The 13,781-nt window shown below is 74.5% G+C and carries 14 protein-coding genes; 10 read left to right on the plus strand and 4 right to left on the minus strand.

Going from position 1 to position 13,781, the window contains the following annotated elements:
* The first annotated feature begins 10 nt into the window (after positions 1-10).
* Together FIC82_RS12635 and FIC82_RS12640 are read left to right on the plus strand one after the other, a co-directional pair.
* A complete protein-coding gene (locus tag FIC82_RS12635; protein ID WP_154798782.1) occupies positions 11-937 on the plus strand; it encodes a PPK2 family polyphosphate kinase in 927 nt (308 codons plus the stop codon).
* Positions 938-942: 5 nt separating this feature from the next.
* Complete coding sequence (locus tag FIC82_RS12640) at positions 943-1,494, plus strand: GNAT family N-acetyltransferase (protein WP_216609904.1); 552 nt, start codon at positions 943-945, stop codon at positions 1,492-1,494.
* Between the two features lie 28 nt (positions 1,495-1,522).
* Here FIC82_RS12640 and zapE read toward each other — a convergent pair whose 3' ends face one another.
* Positions 1,523-2,647, minus strand: a complete 1,125-nt coding sequence (gene zapE, locus FIC82_RS12645; RefSeq protein WP_418884321.1) for a cell division protein ZapE — start codon at positions 2,645-2,647, stop codon at positions 1,523-1,525.
* 37 nt (positions 2,648-2,684) lie between these two features.
* Between zapE and FIC82_RS12650 the strand changes: the two genes are divergently transcribed.
* Entirely contained in the window at positions 2,685-3,569 is an 885-nt protein-coding gene (locus FIC82_RS12650; RefSeq protein WP_253691113.1) for a dihydrofolate reductase family protein, read from the plus strand.
* A gap of 5 nt (positions 3,570-3,574) precedes the next feature.
* The gene (locus tag FIC82_RS12655; protein ID WP_168731819.1) at positions 3,575-4,060 is read left to right on the plus strand and encodes a hypothetical protein; all 486 of its coding nucleotides are present in this window, start codon (positions 3,575-3,577) and stop codon (positions 4,058-4,060) included.
* Between the two features lie 57 nt (positions 4,061-4,117).
* Here the strand turns inward: FIC82_RS12655 and cuyB are convergent, their stop codons facing one another.
* Complete coding sequence (gene cuyB, locus FIC82_RS12660; protein WP_168731820.1) at positions 4,118-4,858, minus strand: cysteate racemase; 741 nt, start codon at positions 4,856-4,858, stop codon at positions 4,118-4,120.
* A gap of 144 nt (positions 4,859-5,002) precedes the next feature.
* Here cuyB and FIC82_RS12665 point away from each other — a divergent pair, with 144 nt between their 5' ends.
* Genes FIC82_RS12665 through FIC82_RS12675 form a run of 3 tightly spaced genes read left to right on the plus strand, consistent with a single transcriptional unit; the run spans position 5,003 to position 7,563 of the window.
* Positions 5,003-5,590, plus strand: a complete 588-nt coding sequence (locus tag FIC82_RS12665; RefSeq protein ID WP_154798783.1) for a GNAT family N-acetyltransferase — start codon at positions 5,003-5,005, stop codon at positions 5,588-5,590.
* Positions 5,591-5,595: 5 nt separating this feature from the next.
* Positions 5,596-6,282: an HAD family hydrolase gene (locus FIC82_RS12670; RefSeq protein WP_154798784.1), complete on the plus strand. Its 687-nt coding sequence runs from the start codon at positions 5,596-5,598 to the stop codon at positions 6,280-6,282.
* Between the two features lie 48 nt (positions 6,283-6,330).
* Complete coding sequence (locus tag FIC82_RS12675; protein WP_154798785.1) at positions 6,331-7,563, plus strand: carboxylate--amine ligase; 1,233 nt, start codon at positions 6,331-6,333, stop codon at positions 7,561-7,563.
* A gap of 101 nt (positions 7,564-7,664) precedes the next feature.
* On the opposite strand, the gene FIC82_RS12680 is transcribed toward FIC82_RS12675, so the two are convergent.
* Both FIC82_RS12680 and gndA read right to left on the minus strand, forming a co-directional pair.
* Complete coding sequence (locus FIC82_RS12680) at positions 7,665-8,834, minus strand: DegT/DnrJ/EryC1/StrS family aminotransferase (protein WP_154798786.1); 1,170 nt, start codon at positions 8,832-8,834, stop codon at positions 7,665-7,667.
* 196 nt (positions 8,835-9,030) lie between these two features.
* Entirely contained in the window at positions 9,031-10,467 is a 1,437-nt protein-coding gene (gndA, locus tag FIC82_RS12685) for an NADP-dependent phosphogluconate dehydrogenase (protein WP_154798787.1), read from the minus strand.
* Positions 10,468-10,727: 260 nt separating this feature from the next.
* On the opposite strand from gndA, the gene FIC82_RS12690 reads away from it, so the two are divergent.
* Genes FIC82_RS12690 through FIC82_RS12700 form a run of 3 tightly spaced genes read left to right on the plus strand, consistent with a single transcriptional unit; the run spans position 10,728 to position 13,690 of the window.
* A complete protein-coding gene (locus tag FIC82_RS12690; protein ID WP_253691114.1) occupies positions 10,728-11,351 on the plus strand; it encodes a DUF3000 domain-containing protein in 624 nt (207 codons plus the stop codon).
* On the plus strand, positions 11,348-12,622 hold the full coding sequence (locus tag FIC82_RS12695; RefSeq protein WP_154798789.1) for an HRDC domain-containing protein: 1,275 nt from the start codon (positions 11,348-11,350) through the stop codon (positions 12,620-12,622). Before FIC82_RS12690 ends, FIC82_RS12695 begins: the two co-directional genes overlap by 4 nt.
* Before the next feature lie 21 nt (positions 12,623-12,643).
* Entirely contained in the window at positions 12,644-13,690 is a 1,047-nt protein-coding gene (locus FIC82_RS12700) for a lipid II:glycine glycyltransferase FemX (RefSeq protein WP_253691115.1), read from the plus strand.
* Positions 13,691-13,781: the final 91 nt, after the last annotated feature.

Below are 13,781 nucleotides of genomic sequence, written 5' to 3' on the forward strand. Positions count from 1 at the left end.
GCTCACGCCCATGTCGACGACGAAGAAGGCGAAGAAGCACGGCGCAGGTCACGACGCACCTCAGCACGCGCGGACGCGTCCGACCACGCTCGACCCCGACTGGGAGGTCGCCCCCACCGAGTCGTTGCGCGCACCCGTCGGGTTCGACCTCGCCGCGTTCGACCGCGGCTCCACGCCGGGGTTCGCCGGCGGCAAGGCCGCCGGGCAGGCGCTCGTCGCACGGCACGCGGACGAGCTCTCCGAGCTCCAGGAGCGCCTGTTCGCCGAGGGCCGCTCGGGCGGGTCACGGTCGGTGCTGCTCGTGCTGCAGGGCATGGACACCGCGGGCAAAGGTGGCATCGTGCGGCACGTCGTCGGCCTCGTCGACCCGCAGGGCGTCGCGCACCGCTCGTTCGGCGTCCCGACGCCCGAGGAGCGCGAGCACGACTACCTGTGGCGCATCCGTCGCGCCCTGCCCGAGCCGGGGTACATCGGTGTCTTCGACCGGTCCCACTACGAGGACGTGCTCGTCGCTCGCGTGGACGCGCTCGTGCCGCCGGACGTCTGGGAGGCGCGGTACGACGAGATCAACCGGTTCGAGGAGGAGATCGTCGCCTCGGGCACGATCGTCGTCAAGGTCGCCCTGCTCGTGTCCTACGAGGAGCAGCGGGCCCGCCTCATGGAGCGGCTCGAACGCCCGGACAAGTTCTGGAAGTACAACCCCAACGACGTCGACTCGCGCCAGAAGTGGCCCGCCTACCAGGAGGCCTACCAGGCCGTCCTCGACCGGACCAGCACCGAGATCGCGCCGTGGCACGTCGTCCCGGCCGACCGGAAGTGGTTCGCGCGGCTCGCCGTGAGCGAGCTCCTGCTCGACGCGCTGCGCCGCCTCGACCTCGGCTGGCCCCCGGCCGACTTCGACGTCGAGGTCGAGAAGAAGCGCCTCGCGGCGACGTGACCCCCGTGGGCCCGGAGATCGCGTTCCGGCGCCTCGCACGCGACGACCTGCCGCTGCTCGCCGCGTGGCTCGCCGCGCCGCACGTCGCGCGCTGGTGGCACCACGAGACCACGCCCGAGGCGGTCGAGCGCGACTTCGGACCGTCGGTGCGTGGCGAGGAACCGGGCGAGGACCTCGTGGTGCTCGTCGACGGGACGCCGGTCGGCCTGCTGCAGCGCTCGTTCCTGCGCGACTACCCGCAGTACCGCGACGAGCTGGTCGCCGCGGGGGTCGATGTGCCCGACGGCGCCGTGACGCTCGACTACCTGCTGGGCGACCCGGCGCGCACCGGGCACGGGCTGGGCACCCGGGTCGTCACCGAGGCCGTGCGCCGGACCTGGGCGGAGCTCCCCGGGGCGACGGCGGTCGTCGTCCCGGTGCCGGCGGGCAACGCAGGCTCCCGGCGGGTGCTCGAGAAGGCCGGGCTCCGGCGCGTCGCGGACGCCGACCTCGAGCCCGACAACCCGGTCGACCCACCGCGCCACGCGGTCTACCGCGCCGACCGCCCGGCGCCGTGAGCGGTCGTCGACCGCGGTCCGGCGAAGGTCAGGAGGACGCGCGCGCGACCGCGCGACCGTCCTCGGCGAGCGCGCCGAGGCGGGAGAGCGCGCGGTAGTACTTCTTGCGGTACCCCCCGCGGAGCATCTCCTCGGTGAACAGGCTCCGCTCGCCCGCGTAGTCGTCCGACCCGGCGAGCAGCACCGGCACGTCGCGGTCGTAGAGGCGGTCGACGAGGACGACGAGGCGCAGCGCGGCGGACTGCTCGGTCACGGTGTGCACGCCGGTGAGCGCGACGACCTCGACGCCGTCGAGCAGCGCGCGGTAGCGGCTGGGGTGCACGTGCGAGAGGTGCGCCAGGAGGTCGTCGAACGCGTCGAGCGTCGTGCCGGGGCGGCCCGTGGCGGCGGCGCGCACGGCGTCCTCGGGCAGCGGCGCGGAGTCGGTCACGACCGCGCGGTGGCGGTAGTCCTCGCCGTCGACGCGCAGCACCTCGAACCGGGCCGCGAGCGCCTGGATCTCGCGCAGGAAGTCCTCGGCCGCGAAGCGACCCTCGCCGAGCGCCTCGGGCAGCGTGTTCGACGTCGCGGCGAGCGCGACGCCGCGGTCGGCGAGCTCGCGCAGCAGGCGCGACATGAGCACGGTGTCGCCGGGGTCGTCGAGCTCGAACTCGTCGATGCACACGAGCTTCTTCGTGGCGAGCGCGTCGACGGTCGCCTGGAACCCGAGCGCCCCGACGAGGTTCGTGTACTCGACGAACGTGCCGTAGGCGCTCACGTCGAGGCCCACGGCGTGGGCGAGCGACGTGAGGAGGTGCGTCTTGCCGACGCCGAACCCGCCGTCCATGTACACCGCGGGCGCGGCCTGCTTCCGGGCGCCGAACAGACCCTTGCGCGCGGGCTTCACGACGGCGGCCGCGACCTCCTCGAGCCGCGCGACGGTGCGCGCCTGGCTCGGGTACGCGGGGTTGGCGCGGTAGGTCGAGAAGCGCGCGTCGGCGAAGTGCCGGGGCGGCAGCAGGTCGGCCAGGAGGCGCGTGGGCGGGACGGACGGGCGGACGTCGGCGAGGGCACGCACGCGTCCGGCGTCGGGAGTCGCGTCGGAGGCCGACGCGCTGGCGGTGCCGGGGAGGGCTGCCGGGGCCGAGGCGCCACCGGCGACGGGCGCAGTCACGAGGATCCAGCCTACGCCTGCGGCTAGCCTGGCCGCTGTGACCTCCACCACGACTCCCCCCGCACAGCCGGGCGACGGCCCGGGCGGGCAGCCCACGGGCCGCACCGACCTGCCCCCGCTCGACGTGCTGCTCCCCGTCGCGGAGCACCTGCCTCCTGACGCGCGCGAGGAGCGCCTCGCGGCGCTCTACGCGTACGACCCCCCGACACGCGGGTTCCACGTCGTGCGCGCCAACATGGTCGCGAGCGTCGACGGCGCGGCCTGGGGCCCGGACCACCGCTCCGGGTCGATCAACGACGACGCGGACTGGCGCGTGTTCCGCGTCCTGCGCGCACTGGCCGACGTCGTGCTGGTCGGCGCGGGCACGGCCCGCGCGGAGGGCTACACCGCGCTCGACCGGCCGCGCGGGCTGCGCCACCTGCACGACGCAACGCTCGAGCTCGCGATCGTCACGCGGACCGGCCGCGTCCCCGAGGCGCTCGCCCGTGACGACCGCCCGCCCCTCGTGCTCACCGGCCCCGCCGGGGCCGCCGCGGCCCGGGGCGACGTGCCCGCGGACCGGGTGCTCGTCGTCGGGCAGGACGCGGGGGGCACCGCGGACGAGCCGGGCCCCGCCGTCGACCTCGCCGCGGGGCTCGCCGCGCTCGCCGAGCGTGGGCTGGCTCGCGTGCTCACCGAGGGTGGCCCGACGCTGCTGGGCGACCTGCTCGCGGCGGACCTCGTCGACGAGCTGTGCGTCACCACGACGCCGAGCGTCGTCGGGCAGGGCCCCGGCCGCATCGTGGCCGGAGCGGCGCCGTCGGGCACGACGGCGCTCCCGCCCCGGGGCGCGCGCCTCGCCCACCTGCTCCACAGCCCCGAGGACCGCCCCGGCTCCCCCGCCGGTACGACCGCCGCGCGCTGGCTCCTGCCGATAGGCTGACCCGCGTGACCGACACGATCCTCGTCCTGACCGAAGACACGCTGAACCCGGCCGACGTGCAGCACATCCTGTCGCTGCACGAGGGCGAGGAGCTCACCTACCGGGTCCTGGTCCCGGCGGACACGGAGCGCAACGTGATCTCCGGGATCATCGACCACCTCAGCGTGGGCGAGCTCAAGGAGGCGTGGGACGAGGTCCTCGGCCGCGAGCCTTCACCCGTCCAGGCCACGGCCACGGCCGGCGAGCAGCTCAAGGCCAGCGTCGCCGAGCTGCGCGCGGCGGGGCGCGAGGCCGACGGCGCCGTCATCGACGACGACCCGCTGCCCGCGCTGCACAAGGCCGTCGCCGCGGACGGCGTGCGCGAGATCGTCGTCGTGACCTACCCGCACGCCGTCGAGGACACGTTCCACACCGACTGGGCGTCCCGCGCGCGCGAGGAGCTCCACGTCCCCGTGCTGCACCTGTACTCGGGCACGAGCGAGCTCGGCTGAGCCGCCTCCGAGCACTACCGCCGAGGTAGAGGCCGGTCCACGGGGTCCGACGCTCGGTCAGACCTCGCGGACGCGGTGCCCCGCCCGGCGGATGGTCGCGCGGGCGAGCTGGTCGGTCGAGTCGAGGTAGAGCGGGTCGGCGAGCAGGTCGTGGTCGACGGCGACGACCGACAGCTCCGTGCAGCCCAGCACGATCACCTGGGCACCTCGGTCGACGAGCCGGCCCGCGACGGCCCGGAACGTCTCGATGTCGACCGGCCGGCCCGCCTTGACCTGCTCGTAGATGATCTGCGAGACGAGCGCCTGGTCGGCGTCGTCCGGGACGAGCGCGCCGATGCCGTGGCGCGCGAACGCATCCTGGTAGACGCCCGACGCCGCGGTGCCCGCCGTCGCGAGCAGCCCCACCGCGCCCAGGTCGGCGACCCGCGCCCGGGCCGCGTCGACCGTCGTGTCGATGATGGACACGAACGGCACGCTGATCGCGTCGAGCACCTGCTGCGTGAAGTAGTGCGCGGTGTTGCACGGCATGACGAGGAAGTCCGCCCCGAAGCGCTCGAGCCGCTGCGCGTCGCGCGCGAGCACCGGGCCGGGATCGGCGTCCGAGCGGCCGAGGATGAACGCCGTGCGGTCGGGGATCGTCGCGTGGTTGAGCACGACGGCGTCCACGTGGTCCTGGTCGCGCTCGGCCTCCGTGAGCTCGACGAGGAGCTGGAGGAAGTACGCCGTGGCGAGGGGGCCGACACCTCCGAGCACTCCGACGAGGGGCTGGGCGTGGTCCTGGTCCGGTCGCGACGTCACCCGTGGATCCTACGGCGGCGGGCCCCGCCCGCCGCCACGGCCACAGGTCCCCTCCCGGCACGGGCTCGGCGCACCGGCGGAGCGACGTGGTCCGCGACCCGGACGCGATGCTCCCCGTCGTACCCGCACGGCGATGCTGGGCCCATGGCTCCCATGCTCGCCGGCCCGACGGTCGACCCGCGCGCCTTCGACGCGCCCCAGCCCGAGCTCGACACCGGCGACGGGCTGCGGTTGCGCCCGTGGACCGGCGACGACGCCCCCGCGCTGCGCACCGTCTACGACGACCCCGCCGTGCAGCGGTGGCACGTCCGGTCGCTCGCGACCGACGACGAGGCACGCGACGTCGCGCTCGGCTGGGCCGCGCACTGGGGCCAGGCCGCGGGAGCCTCGTGGGCCGTCGTCGACCACGACGGCGCGCTCCGCGGGCGCGTCGCGCTGCGCGACGTGTCGCTGCACGACGGCAGCGCCGAGGTCGCCTACTGGACGGTTCCCGAGGCGCGGGGCCAGGGAGTCGCGCCCCGCGCGCTGCGTGCCGCGACGCGGTGGGCCTTCGAGACCGGCTTCCACCGCCTGTGGCTCGAGCACGCGGTCGACAACGCGCCGTCGTGCCGCGCGGCGGCCTCCGCGGGGTTCGACGCGGAGGGGGTGCGACGCTCGGCCGTGCTCCACGCCGACGGGTGGCACGACATGCACACCCACGCCCGGATCGCGCCCACACCGCCGCTAGGGTGACGGCCATGACCGTGCGCCACGTCCTGTTCGACGCCGACGGCGTGCTCCAGCACATCCCCGACGGGTGGTTCGCGACGGTCGAGCGCTACCTCGGCGACCGGACCCGGGAGTTCCTGCTCGAGACCTGGAGCGAGGAGCTGCCCATGCTCGTGGGAGACGGTGACTACCTCCCGGTCCTCGCCGCGGGGCTCGAGCGCTACGGCGTGACGGAGCCGGCCGAGGACGTCTACCGCGCCGTGTGGTTCGACGCGCTCGAGGTCGTCGACGAGTCGTTCGCCCTCGTGCGGGCGCTGCGCGCGAGCGGCTACGGCGTGCACCTCGGGACCAACCAGGAGAGCCGGCGCGTGCCGTTCATGCGGCAGACGCTCGGCTACGACGCGGAGTTCGACACGAGCTGGTACTCGTGCGAGCTCGGGCTCGCCAAGCCCGACCCGCGCTTCTTCGTCGAGGCAGCACGACGCATCGGCGCGGACCCGGGCGAGGTGCTGTTCGTCGACGACACGGCGCGCAACGTCGAGGGAGCGCGCGCCGCCGGCATGGTCGGGGTGCACTGGGACGTCTCGCGAGGGCACGACGAGCTCGTGCGCGTGCTGGCCGGGCACGGCGTCGTCGTCCGCGCCGGTCAGGACGCCACGGGCGAGGGCGTCGGGGGCGAGGGCGTCGGCCCGGGCGCGGCCGTACCCGGCCCGTAGGATGGCGGACGCCCGCCGACCACACAGAGAAACGGACGACCCTCCGCGATGACGTACGGCAACGCCGAGTTCCTCCCCATCGTCCTGGGGACCAACCTCAACACCTACAACATCGCGAGGTCGTTGCACGAGGCGTACGGCGTCCGCACGCTGGCCCTGGGCCGCTTCCCCCTGCGGGAGACGGCGGACTCCCGCATCGTCGACGTGCGCACCTACCGCGACTTCGACGACCCCGAGCGCATCGTCGCGGTCCTGCGCGAGCTGGCCGAGGAGTTCCCGGGGCGCAAGCGCCTGCTCATCGCGAACATCGAGTTCTACACGAACGTCGTGATCGCCCACCGCGCCGAGCTCGAGGACCTGTACGTCATCCCGCTCGTCGGCGAGGAGCTGGCCGCGCGCCTCATGAACAAGACGGACTTCGCACGCACGTGCGCGGAGCTCGGGGTTCCGCACCCGGAGACGGTGATCGCGACGGCGGCCGACGTCGACGCCCCCGGCTTCGGCGAGGACCTGCCCTTCCCGTACCCGCTCATCCTCAAGCCGGCGGACACGGACACGTACCCGCGCCTGCAGTTCGAGGGCAAGAAGAAGGTCTACCTCGTCGCCGACGCGGCCGAGCTGCGCGACGTCGCGCGCCGCATCTTCGGGGCGGGCTACACGGACGACCTCATCGTGCAGGAGTACCTCGCGGGCGACGAGTCGGTCATGCGCGTGGTCAACACGTACTCCGACCGCCACGGCCGCCTGCGGTTCCTGTCCGCCGCGCAGATCGTGCTCGGCGAGTACGACCCGAAGCTCGTCGGCAACTACAACGCCGTCGTGACGATGAAGGACGACAGGCTCACCGAGTCGGTCCGGCACCTGCTCGACAGCCTCGGCTACGTGGGCGCGGCGAACCTCGACGTCATGTACGACCGCCGGACGGGCACGAGCAAGATCCTCGAGGTCAACCTGCGTCAGGGCGCTGCGAGCTTCTACACGATGGCCGCGGGCGGCAACCTCGCGCGCTGCTACGTCGAGGACCTGGTGCACGGGCGCGAGCTGCCCGAGCAGGTCACCTCGGAGGCGCGGCTGTGGGTCAACGTGCCCTACCCGGTCGTCCGGGCGCTCGTGCCGGTGTCGTTGCGCCACCGCGTGAAGAAGGCCCGCAAGCACGGGGTCTGGCACACGCTGCGCTACGCGCCCGACATGAGCCTGCGCCGTCGGCTGGACGTGTGGCGCGTCGACCTGCGCCACACGCTCGACTACGTGAAGTTCGCGCGCTCGCGCCCGTCGGCATGACCCCGGGCACCCCTGCGCCGGCCAGGCGGTCTCGGTCCGTCCTGCGTCGCTGACGGACGCGGACCGCCTGCTCGCCCGTCAGGGATCGCCTGGTCGGAGGGTCAGGAGCTCAGCGCCGATCGCACCGCCTCGACGATGCGGCGCGCCGTCGCTACTCCCACCGTCGTCGGGAGGTTGACGACGCGCGCCACGAGGTCCTCGGTCGTCGCGAGCGCCGGGTCTCCCGGCGTGTACCCGTACACCGCCGGGTCGTCCGGGCCGGGGAACAGCGCGGGGCGGTACCACTTGCCGACGTAGAACCCGGCGGCCGTGAGCTCGCGCACGAGCCGGTCGGCCGTCGCCGCGTCGGGCGCGAAGAACGGGAACCGCACCAGCGGCGCGCGCTCGCCGATGCCCGCGGGCACCTCGACGACGTCGGACAGCCCGCGCACGTACTCCGCGACCGTGTCCGCGCGGCGCGCCTCGACGTCGCCGCTCGACCGCAGGGCGTCGACCATCCGACCGGTGACCCACGCCGACGGCCGCTGCGCCGGGTGCGCGAGACCGCCCCGGTTCTCGACGGGAGCGATCGCCGGCTCGTACGCGCCGACGGCGGTCAGCGCGCCGCGGACCTTGCCCGCCGCCCCGCCGGGGAGGCGGTTGAGCACGCGGACCTGCGTCCGGAAGCTGCGCGCGGCGAGGTCGAGCCGGGCCCCCACGACCGGCAGCGCGTCGAGCGCGGAGACGATCGCGGCGCGCAGCGCCGGGTCGAGCGCGGGATTCACCCACACGGCGCCGCCGAACCGCGTGGGGAGCATCTTCTCGACGCCGAACGAGTGGGACGACACGTCCGCGACGGGAGAGCCGTCGGTGTCGCGCGCGAGGCGCGTCACGCAGTGCGCGCTGTCCTCGACGAGCAGCGCGCCGACCGAGCGCGCCGCGGCGCGCAGCCGGAGCCCGGTCGCGTCGTCGACGATGCCGAACGTGTTCTGGAGCACGACGGCGCGCGTGGCGGGCCCGACGGCGAGACGGTCGGGGTCGATCGCGACGGTCGCCGGGGAGACCTCGGCGTAGACCGGCCGCAGCCCGGCGACGAGGACGGGGTCGACCGCCGTCGAGCAGGTGAACACCTGGGTGACGACGTCACCCGCCCCGCGTGCCTCGGCGAGCGCGCGGAACACGACCTCCATCCCGTACCGGGCCTTGAACACGAGGAACCAGTCGGCCGGGTCGGTACCCGTCCGGTCGGCGAGCATCCTCGTCGCGGTCGCGTCCTGGGGGTGGCGGCTCATCGTTCTCCGTGTCGTCGGTGTCGGGGGTGGGGCCCGTGGGGGGCCGCCGGGCCTAGCCTGCCACGTCGGTGGGACCCGACGTCCGGAAGCCCCACCCCCGGGGCACGGCCGGGCCGGGGGGTGGGCCGCACGCGCCGACGGCGGCCGCCGCGCCGGAGCGCGACGACCGCCGTCGGGGACGTGCGGTGGTGAGCCGTCAGGCGTCGGACTCGGTCCGGTCGCCCGACCACTCGGTGTGGAAAGTGCCCGCCTTGTCGACGCGGCGGTAGGTGTGCGCGCCGAAGAAGTCGCGCTGCGCCTGGATGAGCGCGGCGGGCAGGCGCTCGGCCCGGACGCCGTCGTAGTACGCGAGCGACGACGAGAACGCCGGCGTGGGGACGCCGTTCAGCGCGGCCTGCGCGACGACGCGGCGCCAGGCCGCGAGGCCGTTGCCCACCGCGCCGGTGAAGTACTCGTCCGCGAGGAGCAGGGGGAGCTGCGCGTCACGCTCGTAGGCCTCCGTGATGCGATTGAGGAAGCGCGCCCGGATGATGCAGCCGCCGCGCCAGATGCGGGCCATCGCGCCGCGGTCGATGTCCCAGCCGTACTCCGCGGATGCCGCCGCGATCTGGTCGAAGCCCTGCGAGTACGCGACGACCTTGGATGCGTAGAGCGCGAGGCGCACGTCCTCGACGAACGCGTCACGGTCCTGCACGTCCCACGCCGCGGCGTCCGCGGGCAGCGCCGCACGGCCCGCCTCGCGCTGCGGGACCGAGCCGGACAGCGCGCGGGCGAACGTCGCCTCGGCGATTCCCGTGATCGGCACGCCGAGGTCGAGGCCGTTCTGCACCGTCCAGCGGCCGGTGCCCTTCTGCTCCGCCTGGTCGAGCACGACGTCGACGAACGCCTTGCCGGTCTCGGCGTCCACGTGCTGGAGCACGTCCGCGGTGATCTCGATGAGGAACGACTCGAGGTCGCCCGTGTTCCACTGCGCGAAGATCTCGCCGATCTCCTGCGCGGACGCGCCGAGCCCCTGCTTGAGCAGGTCGTACGCCTCGGCGATGAGCTGCATGTCGGCGTACTCGATGCCGTTGTGCACCATCTTGACGAAGTGGCCGGCGCCGTCGGGGCCGACGTAGGTGCAGCACGGCGTGCCGTCGACCTTGGCGGAGATGTCCTCGAGGATCGGGCCGAGGCTCTGGTAGGACTCGCGCGTGCCGCCGGGCATGATCGACGGGCCGTTGAGCGCGCCCTCCTCGCCGCCCGAGACGCCGGTGCCGACGAAGTGCAGGCCCTGGGCCGCGAGCGCCTTCTCCCGGCGGATCGTGTCGGGGAAGTGCGCGTTGCCGGCGTCGACGACGATGTCGCCCTCCTCCAGCAGCGGCACGAGCTCGTCGATGACGGCGTCGGTCGCCGCGCCGGCCTTGACCATGATGACGACCTTGCGCGGGCGCTCGAGCGAGGCGACGAAGTCGGCCATCGACTCGGACGGGACGAAGTCGCCCTCGCTGCCGGCCTCGGCGATCAGGGACTCGGTCTTGGCGTACGAGCGGTTGTGCACCGCGACCGTGTAGCCGTGCCGGGCGAAGTTCCGGGCCAGGTTGCGACCCATGACGGCGAGTCCGGTCACACCGATCTGTGCGCGTGCTGACATCTGCTTCCCTGCTCCTCGAGGGTCGGTCCCGGCGCACGACGGCCGCGCGGGAGGGCGCGGAACCGGACCGGGCCGGGCGGGAGCGCGGCCGGGTGCACCGGTGATGGATACCCGGCCAGCCTAGTCCTCGTGCGCCGCACCGCTCCCGAGCGGCCACGATCCGGTCACCGGAAGCGTTCTTGACGAAGTCGGGATCACGATTCGGTGACACCCGCGCGGCGCGCGTCCGGTTCGTCCGGTCGGCTCGTAGTGTGCCGAGGGTGATCACCGCTCACGGGACCGACGCTCCCCCGGCGTTCCGTGCCGTCCTCGACGCCCTCGGCGCGCGACGGCTGCGACCCGAGGTGACGCTGCGCGAGGTCCCTGCCCCCCGCCGGATCGCGCCGTGGTCGGTCGCGCTCACGGGCGAGGTCGAGGCCGCGCGCTCCGAGGACCCCGACCTCGCGTCGGGGCGTTTCATCGTGCTCCACGACCCCGACGGCCAGGAGGCCTGGCAGGGCACCTTCCGGGTGGTGACGATGGTGCGCGCGACGCTCGAGCCGGAGATGGCGTCGGAAGAGATGCTCGCCGAGGTCGCGTGGACGTGGCTCGAGGACGCGCTCCACGACACCGGTGCGGCCGTCCGCGCGGAGGGCGGCACGGTGACGCGCGTCTTGTCGCAGAGCTTCGGCGCGCTCGCCGGCAAGCACAACGACGTCGAGCTGGAGATGCGCGCGTCGTGGACCCCCGTGCCGGCGGGGAGCGCCGCTGCGGCGGACCTCGGCGACCACCTCGCGGCGTGGGCGCAGCTCCTGTGCACGGCCGCAGGTCTTCCGCCCCTGCCCGACGGCGTGACGCCGCTCGGTGCCCGACCCCCCGCGCGACGCAATACCGTGGGGCCATGAGCTCGACCGCAGCACCCGCACCCCCACCGCTCGACCCGTCCACCGCGGCGGGCCTGCAGCACCCCTCCGTCACGCCCCTCACGGAGCCCTCCGACGGGGTCGGCCGCGTCGTCGACACCCCCGCGGCGTTCGCGCGCGTCGTCGACGCGTTCGCCGCGGCGAGCGGCCCGGTCGCCGCCGACGCGGAGCGCGCGTCGGGCTACCGGTACGGGCAGCGCACCTACCTCGTCCAGGTGCGCCGCGAGGGCGCAGGGACGGCGCTCGTCGACCCGGTGGCCGTGCCGGACCTGTCGCCCCTGCGCGAGGCGGTCGGCGACGCGGAGTGGGTGCTGCACGCGGCGTCCCAGGACCTGCCGGGCCTCGCCGAGCACGGCGTGGTGCCCGCGAGCGTGTTCGACACCGAGCTCGCCGCCCGGCTCCTCGGCATGGAACGCGTAGGCCTTGCGGCCGTCGTCGCCGACGTGCTCGGACTGGGCCTCGCGAAGGAGCACTCGGCGGTCGACTGGTCGACGCGCCCGCTCCCCGAGGACTGGCTGCGGTACGCGGCCCTCGACGTCGAGGTGCTCGTCCCGCTGCGCCGCGCCCTCGGCGAGCGACTCGAGGAGGCGGGCAAGGCGGACTGGGCGGCACAGGAGTTCGAGGCGGTGCGCACCGCCGGACCACCGGCCCCGCGTCCCGAGCCGTGGCGGCGCACGTCCGGCACGCACACGCTGCGCGACCCGCGTCGGCTCGCGGTGGTGCGGAGCCTGTGGGAGGCCCGCGACGCGACCGCCCGCGCGCGGGACATCGCGCCGGGCCGGGTGCTGCCCGACCGCGCGATCGTCGCCGCGGCGGAGGCGCTGCCCCGCACGGCCGGGCAGCTCGTCGAGCTCCCTCCGTTCGCGGGCAAGGGCACGCGCCGCCGGGCCGCGTACTGGCAGCGCGCCGTCGACTCGGCGCTCGCGCTGCCGGCGAGCGCCCTCCCGACCACGCGCGGGCCGCGCACCGACGCCCCGCCGCCGCCGCGCGCCTGGGCGGACCGCGACCCCGGGGCCGCGGCGCGTCTCGAGGCGGCGCGCGCCGTCGTCCAGGGGCTGTCGGATCAGTACGCGGTCCCGGTGGAGAACGTGCTCCAGCCCGACGCGCTGCGGCGCCTGTGCTGGACGCCGCCGGAGCCGGCCGACGTGGCCGGGATCGCCGCGTTCCTGCGCGGGCGCGGGGCGCGCGACTGGCAGGTGGGGCTGGTCGCCGAGCCCCTCGCGGACGCGTTCGGGGGCATCGCCGGGGCGTAGCGAGCGGGTAGGGTCGTCCGCGTGCACGACGCGAACCTGACGATCCGGACAGTCTCCGACCGCGCCTCCTGGGACGCCCGGGTGAACGAGCTCGGCGGCCACCCCCTCCAGCTCTGGGGCTGGGGCGAGGTCAAGGCCACGGGCGCGTGGACCCCGCACCGCGTGGAGGCGGTGGACGCCGACGGCCGCGTCCACGGTCTGGCACAGGTGCTGGTGCGGTCGCTGCCGGCGCAGTTCAAGGCCCTGTGCCACGTGCCGCGCGGGCCCGTGATCGCGCCGTCGGGAGCCGACGGCTGGGGCGCCGGGCCGGGCGTGGGCGACGACGCGACGCGCGACGCGTTGACCCGGGCGGTCGTCGCGTGGTGCAAGTCGACGGTCGGGGGCGTGGGCGTCACGATCGAGCCCGACTGGCCGGTCGGGACGCACCTCGCGCTGCCCGACGCACGCCCGGCGGCGAACCCGATCCTCTACCCGGTCACGCTGATCCTCGACCTCACGAAGTCCGAGGACGAGCTGACCAAGGCCATGGGCAAGTCGACGCGGTACGACATCCGCAAGGCAGCGCGCACCGGGCTCGAGGTGCGCCGCGTGACGGACGAGGCCGAGGTGCGCCAGGTGCTCGACGTCTACCACGAGACCGCCGAGCGCGCGGGCTTCGCGCTGCACGACGACGAGTACTACCTCGCGATCCACCGCGAGCTCGGCGAGCACTCGGTGCTCGTCGCCGCGTTCTCCGAGGGCGCCCCCGTGTCGTTCGTGTGGTGCGTGTCGTCGGCGACGACGTCGTTCGAGCTCTACGGCGGCATCAACGACGCGGGACGCAAGCTGCGCGCCAACGCCCCGGTGAAGTGGCACGCGATCACGCTCGCGCAGGAGGCCGGGCTCGTCCGGTACGACATGAACGGGCTGCTCAACGACGGGATCAGCGAGTTCAAGCGCAGCTTCGCGCAGCACGACGACGAGCTCGTGCACAGCGTCGACGTGCCGTTCTCGATGTGGTACTCGGCATGGAACAAGGGCCTGCCGACCGCGAAGAAGGTCGTGCGCAAGCTCCGCGGGAGCCGCTGACCTCCTCGCTCGTCCCGGCCTGACGGCCAGCAGAGACCCGGTATCGCGCGATGCGATACCGGGTCTCTTCATGTCGTAGCATCGGTCTCGT

This window comes from Cellulosimicrobium protaetiae, from assembly GCF_009708005.2.
Taxonomy (GTDB): domain Bacteria; phylum Actinomycetota; class Actinomycetes; order Actinomycetales; family Cellulomonadaceae; genus Cellulosimicrobium; species Cellulosimicrobium protaetiae.